Below are 17,484 nucleotides of genomic sequence, written 5' to 3'. Positions count from 1 at the left end.
GGAGCCGTTAACGGCCAAGGGCCACCGGCGGCTTATGCCGCAGCGGTGACCCTTGGTTCGGCCGCTCAGCGCGGCCGGAGGTTGCAATCCCGGAGGAGAGAAACCTTAGAGAACGGTGATGTTCTCAGCCTGGGGGCCCTTGGGTCCCTGGGTGGTCTCGAAGTTGACCTTCTGGTTCTCTTCGAGTGAACGGAAGCCGTTCGAATTGATTGCGGAGAAGTGTGCGAACACGTCGGCGCCGCCGTCTTCGGGAGCGATGAAACCAAAGCCCTTTTCAGCGTTGAACCATTTCACTGTACCTGTAGCCATTTTAAGATCCTTACCTTGTGAGAGACGCCCCGAACTCCGGTGCGCTCGTCGTGGTGTTCGTTTTCGCTTATCAAAACAGCTTTCGAACTCCGAAAGGAGGATTCAAGGCCAGAAATTCAATGCGCAACACAACAACTGACTTCAGTCTAACAGGGTTTACTGGCTCCCCAGTTCCTTCGCCTCCTGGGCCGCCTGGCGGGAGTCCGTGGACCCTGCGCCCAGCAGGCGCCGCAGGGAGGCAAGGCGCACCGGTCCGGATTCGCCGGCGGCGCCGCTGGCGACCCACCCGTCGAGGCCGCAGTTCACGGCGTTGGAGTCGTGCAGGCAGCCGCGTTCGCAGTCGGCGGTTCCGGGCTCAAGGTCGGGGAAGGCCTGGAGGATCCGATCGGGGTCGACGTGGGCCAGGCCGAAGGACCGGATGCCGGGGGTGTCGATGATCCAGGTGCCGGGGGCGGACCCGGCGGCCTTGAGCGCAACGGCCGAGGACGAGGTGTGGCGGCCCCGGCCCGTGACGGCGTTGACGCCTCCGGTGGCGCGCGTGGAGCCGGTGAGGGCGTTGACCAGGGTGGACTTGCCCACCCCGGAGTGGCCCAGCAGCACGCTGACCTGCCCGTCGAGCTCCTCCCGCAGGGTGTTGATGGCGCCGCCCGAGAGGCGGGCCGAGGCGCCGTCGTCGGAGGTGGCCTCGATGCCGCCGGTGTCGGCGGCCGTCCTGCTGATCACCACCCGCAGGTCGAGGTGCTCGTAGTTGGCAAGCAGCGGCGCCGGGTGCACCAGGTCCGCCTTCGTGACGCACAGCAGGGGGCGGATGCCGGCGTCGTAGGCGGCCACCAGTGCGCGGTCGATGAATCCGGTGCGCGGTTCCGGGTTGGCGGCGGCGACCACGATGACCAGCTGGTCGGCGTTGGCGACCACGACGCGCTCCACCGGGTCGGTGTCGTCGGCGCTGCGGCGCAGCACGGTGCGCCGTTCCTCAACGCGCACCAGGCGCGCCAGGGAGTCCGGGCCGCCGGAGAGGTCCCCGACGAGCGCCACCAGGTCGCCGGCGACGACGGCGCTGCGGCGCAGCTCGCGGGCCCGCGCCGCGACGATGAGCCGCTCGTCGGGGGTGTCCTCATCGACGACGGCGGTATAGCGGCCGCGGTCGACGGTGACGATCCTGCCGGTGACGGCGTCCTCGTAGGCCGGACGGTTCTTGGTGCGGGGACGTGTTCCCTTCTTGTTGGGGCGGATCCGCACATCGGACTCGTCCCAGGCCCGGGAGCCCCTCCGGTTGCCGGCCTCAGTCACCCGGAGAGCCTCCGGTGCGCGCCGTGGCCACGAGCTGCGCCCACAGTTCGGGGAACTGCGGCAGCGTCTTGGCCGTGGTGGCGATGTTTTCGACGAGGACCCCGTCGACGGCGAGGCCGATCACCGCGCCGGCCGTGGCCATGCGGTGGTCGTCGTAGGTGGAGAACACGCCGCCGTGAAGGGAGGCGGGCCGGATGAGAAGACCGTCCGCGGTTTCCTCGGCGTTCCCGCCCAGGGCGTTGATCTCCCGCACAAGGGCCGCCAGCCGGTCCGTCTCGTGCCCCCGCAGGTGGGCGATGCCGCTCAGGGTCGAGGGGGTCTCGGCCAGGGCGCACAGCGCGGCCACCGTCGGCGCCAGTTCGCTGGTGTCGGCGAAATCCCCGCCGGTGATGCGCGGGCCGCCGGTGACCGTCAGGGCGCCGCCGGCCAGTTCCACCGAGGCGCTTAGGCGGGGAAGGATCTGCCGCCATGCGTCACCCACCTGGGTGGTCTCCGCCGGCCAGTTCGGGATGGTCACCCTGCCGCCGGTGACCACGGCGGCGGCGAGGAACGGCCCGGCGTTGGAGAGATCCGGTTCGATGGCGATGTCGAAGGCGCGGATCGGGCCGGGGCTGACCCGCCAGGACATCGGGACGCTGTCGTCGATGTCCACACCGACACTTCGCAGCACCCTCACCGTCATCGCGATGTGCTCGAGGCTGGGCAGCCGGCCGCCGGCGTGCTCGAGGTGGAGCCCGCGCGTGAACGCCGCCCCGGCCAAGAGCAGCGCTGAGACGAACTGCGAGGACGCGCCGGCGTCGATCGCCAGGTGCCCTCCCTCGACGGCGCCGCGGCCGTCGACGGTGAAGGGAAGGGCGCCGGCACCGCCGTCCTTGACCGGAACCCCCAGGCCGCGCAGGGCGCCGATGGTGGCACCCATGGGGCGTTGGCGGGCGTGCGGATCGCCGTCGAACGCGGTGGCGCCCTCCTGCAGCGCGGCCAGCACCGGCACGAAGCGCATCACCGTCCCGGCCAACCCGCAGTCGATCCGCCGCTCCCGGCGCTCCCGGGGAAAGGGAACCACGTGCAGGTCCGGCCCGAATCGCCCGGTCCCCTCGATCTCGGTGACCGTTGCGCCGAGCGCACGCAGGGCATCGATCATCAGCGCCGAGTCACGGGAATGGAGCGGGTTGCGCAGCGTCGACGGTCCGTCGGCTAGGGCCGCCAGCACGAGGTACCGATTGGTCAGGGACTTGGAACCCGGAACCTCAACGACGGCGTCGACGGGCGCGGCGGGCCGGGGGGCCGGCCAGACGCCTGGAGATTGCTGAGGCACGGCGGTCCCGGCAGAAGGAAGGGCCATGGACGTTAGGAACCCACAACGTCGGCGGCGGTGCGGCGGACGGCGAGGTCGGCCTTCTTCAGCTGCTTGCGGGCGTCCTTGCTGATCCCCACCGCGTTCTTCTTGGCACCCGAGGCGAAGTGCTCCGCACGCCAGGCCAGCCCGGGGCGGCCGTTGGTGTCAACGGAGGCCAGCAGGGCCGCCCCGACGAGGGAGAGGTTGCGCAGCAGCTGACCGCGGCGTTCCTTGCGGGCTGCCGGCGTCGAGGAGTCAGCCGACTTGAAATCGACAAGCGTGTTGGCCGCGGCGGAGACCGCGAGCAGCGTTCCGGCGACCCGGGAGAACCGTCCAAGACCGAGCAGGATGCCCGCGCCGAGCTGCACGCCGCCCAGGACCTGGGCGACCCGCTTGGCGTCACCGGTCACCGGGGCCAGGGACGGGACGGCCTTGCCCAGCCGGGTCAGGACGGGTTCGAGCTGCTCGGCGTTTTTTCCTGCGCTCCGCAGCCGGTCCACCCCCGAGAAGGCGAAGCTGCTGGCGGTCAGTGGTCGGGCGATAACGCGGACAAGGGTCACAAGAGCCTCCTGGTTGCCGGCGCACCGGCGCCGGTGTTCATGATGATTCGGAACTTACGAAGCACGCTGGGTCTAGTTTTGCACTTTTGGACGTGCGAGGCGATCCGCCCGCCGCCGCACCGGCAGGGGGTGATCCCGCCGGAAAAATGTGCTCTGCGGTGATCCCTCGCCGCTCCGGGGGAGCCGGTGGAATAAGGCGGCCCCTGCCGGGGTTCCATCTGAGTAAGCGAAATCGACGGACGGGGGCACATTGGGTACACCTGCAAGTGTTTCGGAACAGCTCGCGCCCGACTTCCAGCTGAACGTTACGCTGGAGCAGCGGCGCCGCTCGGCCGCGCCCAGCAACGGGCGCGTAGACTTTCCCCCAATGAATACAACAGCTCCGGCGGGCAGCAGCTCGACCGAAAATGACCAGTTGGACGTATCCACGGAATCGGACGCAGACCGCAAGGCCCGCTTCGAGCGGGACGCCATGCAATACGTCGACCAGTTGTACTCGGCGGCCATGCGCATGGCCCGCAACCCCAGCGACGCCGAAGACCTGGTGCAGGAGGCCTACACCAAGGCGTTCTCGGCATTCCATCAGTACAAGCCGGGAACGAACCTCAAGGCCTGGCTGTACCGGATCCTGACGAACACCTATATCAATCTCTACCGGAAGCGCCAGCGGGAGCCGCTGCAGTCGCATTCGGACACAATCGAGGACTGGCAGCTGGCCAAGGCGGCCGAACACACCTCCTCGGGTCTGCGGTCGGCCGAAGCCGAAGCGCTGGACCACCTGCCGGACTCGGACATCAAGAACGCGCTGCAGTCGATCCCGGAGGAGTTCCGCCTGGCGGTGTACTTCTCGGACGTCGAAGGCTTTGCGTACAAGGAAATCTCAGAAATCATGAATACGCCCATCGGGACGGTGATGTCCCGGTTGCACCGCGGGCGCAAGCTGCTGCGCGACCTCCTGTCGGAGTACGCGCTGGAGCGGGGGCTGGGCACCCCGGCCGCGGTGGAGGGTGTCAAGGGCACGAAACAGGAGAGTGCGAAATGAAGGATTGCGAAGAATTGGGGGACTGCCCCGATGCGCGGATCGAGAAGCTGTACGACTACCTTGACGGCGAGCTCTCGCACAAGGACCTCGTAGAGATCAAGGCGCACCTCGACAGCTGCGCCGAGTGCGCCAAGGAGCACGACCTCGAGTGCGTCATCCGGGAGGTCGTGAAGCGCTCCTGCAGCGAGAAGGCACCGACCTCGCTGAAGGACAACATCCTCGAGCGGATCGGCCAGCTGAAGACCGCCGGGCACTAGGCCCGGCCGCAGACAGAAAAAGACCCCCGTGCCGGAAGGCCGGGGGTCTTTTGCTGTGTTCCAACGATCAGGTGTTGGGACGCTTACCGTGGTTAGCGCCTCCGCGCTTACGGTCGCGGCGCTTGCGTGCTCGCTTGCTCATGGCTGGCCTCCTTAGATATGCCTACAGAACTGCATTCAAGTCTCCCACATCCGGCGGGGGCCTCCTAAACGCCCTGCGCGCCGGGCGCCCGGCCCGCAGGCCCGCCCTAGGATGGGGGCACAGCACCTACCGAGGGAGATTTCCAATGCGCGCCGCCTACGTCGAAGCGACATCGAAGGACAACCCGCTCGGGGCCCTGCGGGTGGGGGAGTTCGAGCCGCCCGCGCCGCCGGACGGGTTCCGCCGGGTGAGGGTGGTGGCCTCCGCGCTGAACCGCCACGACCTGTTCTCCCTCCAGGGGGTGGGCCTCCCGAATGAGCGCCTCCCCATGGTCCTCGGGTGCGATGCGGCGGGGGTCGACGACGACGGGCGCAGCGTGATCGTGCACTCGGTGCTGTCCGCGCCGGGATGGGAGGGCGATGAGACCCTCGACCCGCAGCGCTCCCTGCTCTCCGAACGCTATCCGGGCACCATGGCGGACTACGTGTGGGTGCCCGAACGCAACCTGGTGCCCAAGCCCGAAGACCTTTCCTTCGAGGAGGCCGCCTGCCTTCCGACGGCGTGGCTGACCGCCTACCGGATGCTGTTCACCGTCTCGCCCGCGGCCCCCGGTTCGACGATCCTGGTCCAGGGCTCGGGCGGCGGCGTCTCCACGGCCCTGATCAGCCTCGCGGCGGCCGCCGGCTTCCGCGTCTGGGTCACGGGCAGGAACACCGACAAGCTCGACCGTGCCCGCGCCCTGGGGGCCGCGGACACCTTTGAGGCCGGTGCCCGCCTGCCGGAGCGGGTCGACGTCGTCTTCGACTCCGTCGGCGAGGCGACCTGGTCGCACTCGCTCAAGGCGCTGCGGCCCGGGGGAGCGGTGGTGACCTGCGGCGCCACCAGCGGGCCGGCGCCCTCGGCGGAGCTGAACCGGGTGTTCTTCCTCCAGCTGCGGGTCCTCGGCTCCACCATGGGCACCCGGGACGAGCTGCTCCGGCTGACCCGCTTCCTGGCGGCCACGGGCGTCCGCCCGCCGATCGACTCGGTGATCGGCCTCGAGGATGCGGCGGACGGCTTCGCCCGGATGGCCGCCGGCGACGTGTTCGGCAAGATCGTCTTCCGGCACTAGTCGGGCCGGCCCTGGTGCGGCCGGCCCGGCATGCAGCAGGCCCCCGACGGAAGGTCGGGGGCCTGCTGTCTGCCTGGACAGTACCTCTAGGACGCTGTCGTGCCCGCTGCGAGGATCGCGTTGCGCTGTTCGCGCCGCACGGCCTGCTCCGTGGGGTCCGGCACCGGCGCCGCGGCGAGGAGCCGCCGGGTGTACGGATCCCGCGGATACTTCAGCACCTGCTCGGTGGTGCCCTGCTCCACCAGGCGGCCCTTGCTGAGCACCGCGATATGGCTGGCGAGCAGCTCGACCACGGCAAGGTCGTGGCTGACGAACAGGCAGGCGAAGCCCCGCTCGCGCTGCAGCTCCTGCAGCAGCTTCAGCACCGCGGCCTGCACCGACACGTCAAGGGCTGACGTCGGCTCGTCGGCGACGAGGAGGGACGGCCGGAGCGACAGGGCGCGGGCGATGCCCACCCGCTGGCGCTGGCCGCCGGAGAGCTCGTGCGGGTACCGGTTCCGGAAGGAGACCGGCAGCTGCACGTCCTCAAGCAGGCCCTGCACCCGCCGGTCGAGATCGGCCCGGGAGAGCTTCTCGTGCAGGTACAGCGGCTCGCCGATGCTGTCCCCGATGGAGAGACGCGGATTCAGCGAGGCGGCCGGGTCCTGGAAGACGATGGCGAACTTCTTGCGCAGCGGCAGGATCTGCCGGGCGGAGAGCGAGGTAATGTCCGTCCCCGCGATCCGCACGCTGCCCGCGCTGGTCCGGATCAGCCCGGTGACAGCCCGGGCGATCGTCGACTTGCCCGAGCCCGACTCGCCGACCAGCCCCATGACCTCCCCGGGCAGGATGGTGAAGGACACGTCGTGAACCGCCTTGAAGGGCGGCTGCCGGAAACGGCCCGGATACTCGATGTCCACGCCCGCCAGTTCCAGCGCGGGCACGGTGCCGGCGGCGGTGTGCTCCTGCCGGTGCGCCAGGGCGCGTTCGGCGTAGTCCTCGTGGATCCGGATGCTGCCGTCGACGACCTCGACGTCGGTGAGGACCCCTCCGACCTTCGAGCCCAGGTACGGCACCGCATCGAGCAGCTGGCGGGTGTAGGGCTCCTTCGGGGTGAGGAACAGCTGCTGCGAGGGGGCGGACTCCACGATCCGGCCCCGCTCCATCACCACAATGTGGTCGGCAAGGTCCGCCACCACCCCCATGTCGTGGGTGATCAGGAGGATGGCGCTGCGCAGGCGCTTGTTGAGCCGGCGCAGCAGTTCGAGAACCTCGGCCTGCACGGTGACATCGAGCGCGGTCGTCGGTTCGTCGGCGACGAGCAGCATTGGGTCGTTGGCCAGGGCGATGGCGATCATCGCACGCTGGCGCTGCCCGCCGGAGAACTGGTGTGGATAGGAGTCGTAGCGACGTTCCGGCTCGGGGATCTCCACCATGCGCAGCAGTTCGATTGCCCGTTCCTTGGCGGCGGCGGGGGAGGCCTCGGTGTGCTGCTCAACCGCCTCGCGGATCTGCTCGCCCACGGTCAGCACCGGGTTGAGCGCCGTCATCGGTTCCTGGAAGATCATCGCGACGTCGTTGCCGCGGATCCGCCTCAGGGTCTTCTGCGGGGCGCCGATCAGCTCCTTGCCCATCAGCCTCGCGCTGCCCTTGGAGCGGCCGTTGCGGGGCAGCAGCCCCAGCAGCGCCATCGAGGACATGCTCTTGCCGGAGCCGGACTCGCCCACGATGGCAAGGATTTCGCCGGGGTGTATGTCGTAGGAGACGTCCTCGGCGGCCATCACCCATTCGTTGTCGACGTTGAAGTCGACGCCGAGTCCGCGCACCGAGAGGATGGGGCCGTCGGCCGGGGACACGGCGTCGTCCGAGAGCGTCCCGGTGTGCTCAGCTGTCATTGCTTGATCCTTGTCTGCTTGGGATCGAAGGCGTCGCGCAGGCCGTCTCCGATGAAGTTCACGGCGAGGGCGATGCCGACGATAAAGGCGCCCGGCCACAGGAACAGCCAGGGCCGTACGGTCAGGGCCGAGCGGTTGTCGTTGATCGCCTTGCCCAGCGAGGTGTCGGGCGCGACGACGCCGAGCCCGAGGTAGCTCAGGGCCGTCTCGAGCAGGATCGCCCCGGAGATCGCGAGGGTCGCGAAGACGATGATCACCCCGACGGTGTTGGGGAGGATGTGCCGGAAAATGATCCGGGCCGAGCTCGCGCCCACCGACTTCGCCGACTCGACGAACTCCTTCTCCCGCAGCGAGAGGAACTCGCCGCGCACGATCCTGGCCAGGCCGGTCCAGGTGACCAGACCGAGGAAGACGCCGAAGGGAAGGATGCCGAAGCGCGCGACGACGCCGGCCATCACCGCGGCGATGACCACCGTGGGGATGGTGATCACGACGTCGGTGATGCGCATCAGGACGGCCTCGGTCCAGCCCCGGAAGTATCCGGCGATGGCCCCGACGGCGGTGCCGACGAGCGTGGCGACCAGGCCGACCGTCATGGCGATGATCAGGGAGGTCTGGATGCCGCGCATGGTCAGCGCGAAGTAGTCGCGGCCCAGCACGTCCTGCCCGAAGGGGTGCTCGCCGAGGCTGAACGGCCAGAGGGTCAGGGTCGGCCTGCCCTCATTGAAGCGGGCGGCCAGGACGTCGTAGTCCTTGTTCCACCAGCCGGGGATTCCCGCCACTCCGATGGAGCTGAAGGACAGCAGGACGATCAGGGCCAGCAGGCCCATGCCGGCCAGGGCGCCCTTGTGGCGGAAGAAGCGCTCGCGGACCAGGCGGCCCTGGCTCTTCGCCTCGGTGGTGCGGACGCGCTCGGTCTGCTGCCGGGTGGGTGCGCCGCGGGCGATGTCGGTGTCCTGGCTCGCGAGCGTCATTTCGGATAGCTCAACCTGCGGGCGGGAATCTGCCGGCTCGATGTCGGATCTGCTCATGATTCGGCTCCTAGCTCAGGGTGATGCGCGGGTCGAGGAAGGCGTAGGCGATGTCGGCGAGCATGTTGAAGAGCACCGCCGCCGTTCCCACGACGAGGAAGAAGGCCATCACGGGTGCGGGATCGACGGTGTGGACGCCGTCGACGAACATCTTGCCCATGCCGTTCCAGCCGAAGACCGTCTCGGTGATCACGGCCCCGCCGAGCACGCCGGCGAAGTCGAACGCCATCAGCGTGGTGATCGGGATCATCGCGTTGCGGAAGGCGTGCTTTACCAGCACCGTCCGCTCGCTGAGCCCCTTGGCCCGAGCCGTCCGGATGTAGTCCTGGTTCATCACATCGAGCTGGCTCGCCCGCGTGTACCGCGTGTAGGTGGCAAAGGAGATCAGGGTGATGGCGATGGTCGGCAGGATTAGGTGCAGCGCGTAATCGAGGTTGGTCTCCCAAAAGCCTCCGGAGAGGTTCGGAGACTCGGAGCCGGTGGTGGGGATGGGACGGCCGCCGGACCGCGCCGAGAGTTCAGGGTAGGCCTGCAGGAGCCGGTCGAGGAAGATCAGCAGTCCGATGCTGAAGGCGATCACCGCGGAGATCCGCGCCGCGCGCGCCCGGTAGGGGCCGCCGACAAAGCCGCCGGCGGCGTAGGCCGCCGCCACAGTCAGCCCCAGGAGCGCAAGGACGGTGAGCCAGTTGGGATTGGCCAGCAGCGGGATGGAGAGGAGGTACCCGGCATAGCCCACCGCGGCGGCCGTCAGCGCGGCGTAGAGGATGCGGCGGCGCCGGAACCCGGCGAGCAGGGCGGTCCAGAGCAGGGCCACGGCCCCGGCTGAGATCAGCATGCCGACCGGACCCAGGCCCGGAGTCACGAACCAGCCGGTCACCAGCAGCAGCCACAGGGCCACGGCGGTCGCCGCGGCGGCGATGCCGAAGACGGTGAGCCTGCGCTTCCTGTCGCCGCCGACGACGACGGTCCAGATGACGCCGGCGACCACCCCGACGAGCAGGATCGTCAGGTAGGGGAACTGCGGATTGGCAAGCCACGTATTGAGGTCGATCGCCATGTACTGCTTGAGCAGGGTCGAAAGCCAGAACAGCGGCAGCGAGAACAGGACGAAGGAGATGAAGGTGATCGAGTAGTCGAACGTCGTGTACTGGCGGATCGCCGTGACGATGCCCACGACCACCCCGAGGACCAGGGCGATCACCGTGGCCACTAGGACGAGGCGGAAGGTCGAGCCGATGGCGCTTTCAAGCTGGGGGAGGACGGCGTTCCCCGAACGGTCGGTGCCGAGGGTGCAGTCTACGCCGCCCGGGACGAGGCAGTGGCCCAGGTCCTGAAGCCACAGGAAGTAGCGCATGAGCGGTGGCTGGTCGAGGTTCATCGCCTCGGTGCGTGCGGCGATCGTCGCCTTCTTCGCCGAGCCCGAGGCCTCACCGAGGTCGCTGAGGGGATCGCCCGACGAGATGACGAGGAAGAACATGAGCGTCGTGGCCGCCGCCATGATGAAAAAGGAGATGACTAGACGTTTGGCAATGAAAAACAACACTGGGGGGCTCCTAGGGACGGTCTGCAGATGAGCCGGGTGCCGTCAGAAGGGCGGGCAGACCCAAGGATCTGCCCGCCCTTCTGTACAGCCCCGCGTCAGCGGGTTACTTCTTCTTCGTCCACTCGTAGGCGTTCCAGGTCAGGCCCGTCTGCGTCGGGTTGGGCTGGACGCCCTCGACCTTGGAGTTCCAGGCGTTGATGCCCGGGTTGGCGTAGAGCACCACGTTGTACTGGGTCTCGGCGAGCTGCTGCTCCAGTTCGGTCTTCATCTCGACGACCTTTTCGGGGTCGGTGTTCGTGACGATTTCCTTCCAGATGCTGTCGACCTTCTCGTCCTTGTAGCCGCCGAAGTTCTGCTCGCCGTCGGAGACGTAGATCGACTCGGCGGAGGCTACGAGGCCGGATCCGGCCCAGCCGAAGAGCACCGCGTCCCAGGAGCCGGGCTGGGAGAGCATTGCGGCCCACTCCTCCTCGGGCTGGGGGATGATCTCAAAGCCGGCCTCGTCGCAGGAGGCCTTCATGAGGGCAACCATGTCGGCGCGCAGCTGGCTGGTCGAGGAGTACATCAGGCTCACCTTGACCGGCTCGGTCTTGCCGGCGTCGGCCAGCAGGGCCTTGGCGCCCTCGATGTCGAGCTCGGCGTTCTCGGTGGCCGCGGGGGCACCTTCAAGCACCGTGTCGTAGTCGGGCTGGGCCGGCTGGTACTCGCGCAGGTCCATCACCTTGCCCTCGGGCTCGATGGGCTTGACGAACTTCTCGACCATGTCCTCGCGCGGCATGCACTTGGCGAAGGCCTGGCGCACCTTGAGGTCCTCGAAGACGTCGCCGGGCCGCTGGGCCAGGTCAACGTGGGAGAAGGTGAGGGTCTCACCGGTCTCCACGGTGATCGTTTCGCCGATCTGCTCAAGAGCCGACTTGGTGTCGACCGTCGGGCTCGAGGGGTCGATGACGTCGACGTCGCCGTTCTCCAGGGCCTGGACGGCTTCTTCGTCGACGACCGTCTTGTAGACGAGGGTCTCGGTCTTGGCCGCGCGCTCCTTGCCCCAGTACTCCTCGTTCTTGACCAGGGTCAACGTGCCGTTGACCGCGTTGTCCAGCTTGTAGGGGCCGGAGGAGGGGATCAGCGCCTCGTCGGGGAGGCTGGGAAGATCAGCCTCGTAGTTCCAGCCGGTGTTCCAGAACTCGGCGACGGGCTTGAGCGCCTCGATGTCGGTGCCCTTGATCGCTTCGATGAGCTCGGCTCCGTCACCCTCGGGGGACATTCCGCCCTGCTCCGCCGCGATGTGGGCCGGCATCATGGGCTCGGAGAGGAGCGATTCCCAGTCGGCGTAGGGCTCGGAGTAGACGAACTCGAACTCCTTGTCGCCGGCCTCGCCCTCGGGAAGCTCGACCTGGGCGAAACCGTTGGTCGAGGCGGCCTGGAACAGGTCGGTCTCGGCGCCGGTGTCGGGGTCCTTCTCGCCGCTCGGGTGCTTGCCGGAGGCGGCGGCCCACTGCAGCAGGACGTCGTCGAAGTCGATCGGCGTCCCGTCGGACCAGACGGCATCCTCATTGATGCTGTACTTGACGGTCAGCGGGTCGTCGCTCGTCTTCTCGAAGGTGCCGAAATCTTCATTGCGCTCCAGCTCGCCGTCGGCGTTGAAGGCGACAAACGTACTGTGAACGACGTTGTTCACGTAGGTGTTGTAGACGCTGTTGGCGTTGGCGGTGTAGCTGTTGTAGGCGTCCGGGGTCTGGCTGATGGCCACATTGATGGTCGTGGCGAGCTCTTCCTCTGCAGCCTCGGAGGGCTGCTGCGCCGTCCCGCCGGCCGATCCGCAGGCGCTGAGCAGAAGCACCCCAATGGAAAGAGCCGCGAGAGAGGCTGTGCGCTTATTACGCATTCGTCATCCTTACTGTGCTAGAGGCGCACGGGACCGGTTGGTCAGTCCCGTTCAAGTGGATAGCTACAGTGACAGCGATCACACTTCCGTCAGCATAGCCAAGGTTTGTTGCCTCGGACACCCAGTAAATAAGTAATAACTGATTCGTTACCTTGCGGAAACATGGAGAGATTTGGTTTCACAGAAGTAACAGCGCCGTGTCACACCCTTCACTCCGCCGAAACAGCAGAAAACCACCCTTCCGCGGCGGGAGAGGGTGGTTTTCTGCTGTTTCGACAGGGCAGGGCTCGCTAGGAGGCTGGAATCTCAAGCCACTGGAACCAGCCCCGGTGGAGCACCAGCCAGGCCATCAGCCCGTAGCCGGCCTGGCCGGGAGTTCCGCCGTTCGCTGCGAGGTCGTTGCGCCACTGCTCGTGGGCCACCAGCGGGGTGAAGGTGTCGATGTAGACGTGCTTGCGGCGGGTGGTGACGTCGGCGAAGGCCGCCGAGAGTTCCCCCAGCCGGCGGTTGCGCTCGGGGTCGAGCCCCGGGGGCGGCCCGACGACGAGGACCTTGACGCTCATCTGGGCGGCACCGTCGAGGATGTTCGCGAGGTTCAGCCGGCTGCGGGCCGTGGAGAGCTCGAGGTCGAGGTCCCGGTCGGAGAGGCCGATGACGAGGCGGTTCTCGAAACCGTCGTCGAACCGGCGCCCGGTCTCCTGCAGCCACCGGTTGGCCAGGGACTCGGTGCCTTCGCGTGGAGCGGCCAGGGGATAGGCCTCGACCTGCACGCCGTCGGGGGCGGTGCGGGCCATGACGCGTCCAAGCCAGCCCAGCGCGCGGGGATCTCCAAGTCCTGCGAGAAGTTCGTCGCCCACTGCGGCTAGCCGGATTCTGCGTTGTTCCACTGGATCCCTCGGTTACTGATTGGTGTCGGTGCACGCACGGATTTGCGCCGTGCGGAACTGGAGTAATGCGTTAAATGCGTTGGGTGGGGCACAGGTCCCCACCCAACATCATACTGATCGGCCCGTTACTTTCTTCCGAAAGCCTTGCGCACGAGGATTTCCTGCTCCACCGCGTGGTGCTTGGCGGAGCCCGTAGCGGTCGCAGCCGAGGCCGGCCGGGAGGCGAGCTCGATGCCGCCCTCTATGTGCTGGGGCAGGTTTAGCCCGATGAACGGCCACGGACCCTGGTTGGCCGGTTCGTCCTGGGCCCAGACGACGTCGGCGTTGGGGTACGCCGACAGCGCCTCCTTGATCTCGTCGAGCGGCAGCGGGTAGAGCTGCTCGACACGCATGATGGCGGTCTTCTTGTCGTCGGCCTTCTGCCGGGCCGACAGCAGGTCGTAGTAGAGCCGGCCGGAGACCAGGATGACCCGCTCGACCTCGGCGCCCGGAGTCTCGAGGGTGTCGGGGATGACCGGCTGGAAGCTGCCCTGGGTGAAGTCCTCGACCGAGCTTGCCGCCGCCTTCAGGCGCAGCAGCTGCTTCGGCGTGAAGATGATCAGCGGCTTGCGCGGCCGGCGGTAGGCGTGCTGGCGCAGCAGGTGGAAGTGCGAGGCCGCGCTGCTCGGGTTGGCCACGACCATGTTCTCCTCGGCGCACATCTGGAGGAACCGTTCGATCCGTGCCGAGGAGTGGTCGGGGCCCTGTCCCTCGTAGCCGTGCGGCAGCATGAGCACGAGCGAGGACCGCTGGCCCCACTTCTGCTCGGCGGAGCTGATGAACTCGTCGATGATCGTCTGCGCGCCGTTGACGAAGTCACCGAACTGCGCCTCCCAGATCACCAGCGCGTCGGGCCGCTCGACGGAGTAGCCGTATTCGAAGCCCATGGCGGCGTATTCCGAAAGCAGCGAATCGTAGATCCACAGCTTCGCCTGGTCCTCGCTGAGCCGCTCCAGCGGCAGCCACTCGGTGCCGTTGGCGCGGTCGTGGAACACCGCGTGGCGCTGCACGAAGGTGCCGCGGCGGGTGTCCTGCCCGGCGAGGCGGACGGGGACGCCCTCCATCAGCAGCGAGCCGAGGGCGGCCATTTCGCCGAAGCCCCAGTCGATGCCGCCTTCGCGGGACATCTGCTCGCGGCGCTCCAGGAGCGCCTTGAGCTTGGGGTGGACGGTGAAACCCTCCGGCACGTTGGTGTGGGCCTTGCCGATGGCGGCGAGGACCTCGGCCGAGATGGCGGTGGGCTGAGGCGCGGCCTCCTCGCCGTCGGACTGCTGGGCGGAGGGGCGCTCGAGGTTCGAGACCGCGGCGGGATCCTCGGAGACCAGCGGCATCGGCGAGGTCTGGGCCGCGTGGGTCTCGGCGAAGACCCGCTCGAGTCGTTCCTGGTAGTCGCGCAGCGCCTGCTCGGCCTCTTCCTCGGTGATGTCGCCGCGGCCGATGAGGGCCTCGGTGTAGAGCTTGCGGACCGACCGCTTGGCCTCGATCAGGTTGTACATCATCGGCTGGGTCATCGACGGGTCGTCGCCCTCGTTGTGTCCGCGGCGGCGGTAGCAGACCATGTCGATGACGACGTCCTTGTTGAACCGCTGGCGGAACTGGTAGGCGAGCTGTGCCACCCGCACCACGGCCTCGGGGTCGTCGCCGTTGACGTGGAAGATCGGCGCCTGGACCATTTTGGCGACGTCGGTGGAGTACACCGAGGACCGCGACGACGTCGGGGAGGTGGTGAAGCCGACCTGGTTGTTCACGATGACGTGGATGGTGCCGCCGGTGCGGTAGCCGCGCAGCTGCGAGAGGTTCAGCGTCTCCGCCACGACGCCCTGGCCGGCGAAGGCTGCGTCGCCGTGGATCAGGATCGGCAGCACGGGGAACGCCCCTCCCTGGTCGAGCCGGTCCTGCTTGGCCCGGACGATGCCCTCGAGAACCGGGTCGACCGCTTCGAGGTGGGAGGGGTTCGCCGCAAGGTACACGCGGGTGGTGTTGCCGGCGTCGGAGGTGAAGGTCCCCTCGGTGCCGAGGTGGTACTTCACGTCGCCGGAGCCCTGAACCGAACGCGGGTCCTGGGTTCCTTCGAACTCGCGGAACACCTGGGCGTAGGTCTTGCCGGCGATGTTCGTCAGCACGTTCAGCCGGCCGCGGTGGGCCATACCGACGGCCACCTCGTCGAGCCCGTCGTCGGCGGCCCCGGAGATGATGGCATCGAGCAGCGGGATGAGGGATTCACCGCCCTCGAGCGAGAAGCGCTTCTGGCCGACGAACTTGGTCTGCAGGAAGGTTTCGAAGGCCTCGGCGGAGTTCAGCTTGTGCAGGATGCGCAGCTGTTCCTCGCGGCTCGGCTTGGAGTAGGGGTGCTCAAGCTCGTCCTGGAACCACTGGCGCTCTTCCGGGTCCTGGATATGCATGTACTCGATGCCCGTGGTGCGGCAGTAGGCGTCGCGGAGCACACCGAGCATGTCCCGGAACTTCAGCATCGGCTTGCCGCCGAAGCCGCCCGTGGGCCATTCGCGGTCGAGGTCCCACAGGGTCAGGCCGTGGGTGCGCACATCGAGGTCCGCGTGCTTGCGCTGGACGTATTCCAGCGGGTTGGTGTCGGCCATGAGGTGGCCGCGCACCCGGTAGGCGTGGATGAGCTGCTGGATCCGGGCGACCTTGTTGATCTCGTCCATCGGGTCGACCTGGATGTCCGCGCTCCAGCGCACCGGCTCGTACGGGATGCGCAGGGATTCGAAGATCTCGTCGTAGAAGCCCTGCTCGCCCAGCAGGAGCTGGTGGATGATGCGCAGGAACTCGCCGCTGCCGGCACCCTGGATGACCCGGTGGTCATAGGTGGAGGTCAGCGTGATGGTCTTGGAAATCGCATGCTGGGCCAGCGTCTTCTCGCTGGCGCCCTGGAACGCGGCCGGGTACTCGAGCGCGCCGGCACCGATGATGCACGCCTGGCCCTTGGAGAGGCGGGGCACCGAGTGGACGGTGCCGATGCCGCCGGGGTTGGTGAGCGACACGGTGGTTCCGGCGTAGTCGTCGGCGCCGAGCTTGCCGCCGCGGGCCTTCTTGACGAGGTCCTCGTAGGCGCGCCAGAACTCCGAGAAGTTCATGTTCTCGGCCTTCTTGATGTTCGGTACCACCAGCAGCCGCGTGCCGTCGGGCTTGGGCATGTCGATCGCGAGGCCGAAGTTCACGTGTGCCGGCTGCACCGCCGAGGGCTTGCCGTCGATGATGTCGTAGTAGACGTTCTGGGAGGGGAACTGGGCCAGGGCGCGCACGATGGCGTAGCCGATGATGTGGGTGAACGACACCTTCCCGCCACGGGCGCGGGCGAGGTGGTTGTTGATCACGACGCGGTTGTCAATCAAAAGCTTCGCTGGGATGGTGCGCACGCTCGTGGCGGTGGGAACCGAGAGGCTCGCGTCCATGTTCGTCGCGATGGCCTTCGCCGGTCCGCGGAGGACACTGACCGTGTCCTCGTCCATCTGGGTGTTCCGCGCTGTCTCCGGCAGCTGGGCCGGGATGGGCGGGCCGGCCGGCTTGGCGGGTTCGGGCTTCTTCTCCGCTGCGGGCTTGGGGGCCGGCTCCTTCGCCGGCTCCTTTGCCACGGGAGGCTTTCCCGACTGCTGTGTCGAGGCGGGCGATTCGCCCGAGGCCTTGGGTGCGGCGGCTTCGGTCTTCACAACCGGCGCTTCGCTGGTGGCAGGCGCCGCGGCTGCGGCGGGTGCCTTGGTTTCTACAGCAGGGGCACCATTGCCCTGGCCGTTCTCTTTTGGCTGATTTTCCGCATCGAAGGAGTCGAAGAGATCCCACCACTTCGGGTCGACCGAGTTCCGGTCTTTCTGAAACTGTTCGTAGAGTTCGTCAACAAGCCACTCGTTTCCGCCGAACTCTTCAGGTAGACGGTGGCTGGTTTGTTCTGGCACTTGGTATACGCCTCTTCCGTAAGTAGCCCTGAGCGCGGGAAAGTCCATCTGTGCGGACGTCCTGGACGGTGGTTAGACCTTCTTCCAGTCTAGTAACACGAACGAGGAACAGGCGAATCACTGACCGGCGGTCGAATCGGTGGTGTCCCGGCGGGCGACTAAACTCGGTAGGTACTCGATTGCGGGAGAAATAATGCGATTCATCAATGATCCGTCCACCGACCTGACCTATGCCGATGTGTTCCTGGTGCCCTCGGCCTCGGAGGTGGT

At 67.6% G+C, this 17,484-nt stretch carries 14 protein-coding genes; 3 read left to right on the top strand and 11 right to left on the bottom strand.

Annotation, left to right across the window (positions count from 1 at the left end; genetic code table 11):
- Nucleotides 1-105: 105 nt before the first annotated feature.
- The 4 genes from I6N91_RS07990 to I6N91_RS07975 all read right to left on the bottom strand — a co-directional run bounded on the left by I6N91_RS07990 (nt 106) and on the right by I6N91_RS07975 (nt 3,495).
- Entirely contained in the window at nt 106-309 is a 204-nt protein-coding gene (locus I6N91_RS07990; RefSeq protein WP_026532371.1) for a cold-shock protein, read from the bottom strand.
- A 156-nt stretch (nt 310-465) separates the two neighbouring features.
- Nucleotides 466-1,599: a ribosome small subunit-dependent GTPase A gene (locus I6N91_RS07985; protein WP_198812063.1), complete on the bottom strand. Its 1,134-nt coding sequence runs from the start codon at nt 1,597-1,599 to the stop codon at nt 466-468.
- A complete protein-coding gene (aroA, locus tag I6N91_RS07980) occupies nt 1,592-2,941 on the bottom strand; it encodes a 3-phosphoshikimate 1-carboxyvinyltransferase (protein WP_198812062.1) in 1,350 nt (449 codons plus the stop codon). Before aroA ends, I6N91_RS07985 begins: the two co-directional genes overlap by 8 nt.
- Before the next feature lie 5 nt (nt 2,942-2,946).
- Nucleotides 2,947-3,495, bottom strand: a complete 549-nt coding sequence (locus I6N91_RS07975) for a DoxX family membrane protein (RefSeq protein WP_198812061.1) — start codon at nt 3,493-3,495, stop codon at nt 2,947-2,949.
- A 298-nt stretch (nt 3,496-3,793) separates the two neighbouring features.
- On the opposite strand from I6N91_RS07975, the gene I6N91_RS07970 reads away from it, so the two are divergent.
- Both I6N91_RS07970 and rsrA read left to right on the top strand, forming a co-directional pair.
- Nucleotides 3,794-4,537: a sigma-70 family RNA polymerase sigma factor gene (locus I6N91_RS07970; protein WP_269823068.1), complete on the top strand. Its 744-nt coding sequence runs from the start codon at nt 3,794-3,796 to the stop codon at nt 4,535-4,537.
- Nucleotides 4,534-4,794, top strand: coding sequence for a mycothiol system anti-sigma-R factor (gene rsrA / locus I6N91_RS07965; protein ID WP_198812060.1), 261 nt, complete (start codon nt 4,534-4,536; stop codon nt 4,792-4,794). The genes I6N91_RS07970 and rsrA overlap by 4 nt, the downstream gene beginning before the upstream one ends.
- Nucleotides 4,795-4,861: 67 nt before the next feature.
- Here rsrA and I6N91_RS17560 read toward each other — a convergent pair whose 3' ends face one another.
- Complete coding sequence (locus tag I6N91_RS17560; RefSeq protein ID WP_369299106.1) at nt 4,862-4,936, bottom strand: 50S ribosomal protein bL37; 75 nt, start codon at nt 4,934-4,936, stop codon at nt 4,862-4,864.
- 145 nt (nt 4,937-5,081) lie between these two features.
- On the opposite strand from I6N91_RS17560, the gene I6N91_RS07960 reads away from it, so the two are divergent.
- Nucleotides 5,082-6,047, top strand: coding sequence for a zinc-binding dehydrogenase (locus tag I6N91_RS07960; RefSeq protein WP_198812059.1), 966 nt, complete (start codon nt 5,082-5,084; stop codon nt 6,045-6,047).
- An 86-nt stretch (nt 6,048-6,133) separates the two neighbouring features.
- On the opposite strand, the gene I6N91_RS07955 is transcribed toward I6N91_RS07960, so the two are convergent.
- From I6N91_RS07955 to I6N91_RS07930, 6 genes are all read right to left on the bottom strand, one after another.
- Nucleotides 6,134-7,921 (bottom strand): ABC transporter ATP-binding protein, encoded by a 1,788-nt coding sequence (locus tag I6N91_RS07955; protein ID WP_198812058.1) that lies wholly within the window; start codon nt 7,919-7,921, stop codon nt 6,134-6,136.
- Complete coding sequence (locus I6N91_RS07950) at nt 7,918-8,952, bottom strand: ABC transporter permease (protein ID WP_233091624.1); 1,035 nt, start codon at nt 8,950-8,952, stop codon at nt 7,918-7,920. The genes I6N91_RS07955 and I6N91_RS07950 overlap by 4 nt, the downstream gene beginning before the upstream one ends.
- Before the next feature lie 10 nt (nt 8,953-8,962).
- Nucleotides 8,963-10,495 carry an ABC transporter permease gene (locus tag I6N91_RS07945; RefSeq protein WP_198812057.1) on the bottom strand — a complete coding sequence of 511 codons (1,533 nt, stop codon included), beginning with the start codon at nt 10,493-10,495 and terminating at the stop codon, nt 8,963-8,965.
- A gap of 103 nt (nt 10,496-10,598) precedes the next feature.
- Entirely contained in the window at nt 10,599-12,377 is a 1,779-nt protein-coding gene (locus tag I6N91_RS07940; RefSeq protein WP_198812056.1) for an ABC transporter family substrate-binding protein, read from the bottom strand.
- 290 nt (nt 12,378-12,667) lie between these two features.
- Nucleotides 12,668-13,264: a GDSL-type esterase/lipase family protein gene (locus I6N91_RS07935; protein ID WP_133404947.1), complete on the bottom strand. Its 597-nt coding sequence runs from the start codon at nt 13,262-13,264 to the stop codon at nt 12,668-12,670.
- A 125-nt stretch (nt 13,265-13,389) separates the two neighbouring features.
- Nucleotides 13,390-17,214, bottom strand: coding sequence for a multifunctional oxoglutarate decarboxylase/oxoglutarate dehydrogenase thiamine pyrophosphate-binding subunit/dihydrolipoyllysine-residue succinyltransferase subunit (locus tag I6N91_RS07930; RefSeq protein ID WP_198812055.1), 3,825 nt, complete (start codon nt 17,212-17,214; stop codon nt 13,390-13,392).
- Between the last annotated feature and the right edge of the window lie 270 nt (nt 17,215-17,484).

The sequence above is a fragment of the Arthrobacter sp. MSA 4-2 genome (genome assembly GCF_016405885.1).
GTDB lineage: Bacteria > Actinomycetota > Actinomycetes > Actinomycetales > Micrococcaceae > Arthrobacter_D.
This window is presented reverse-complemented; position numbering and strand designations above follow the sequence as displayed.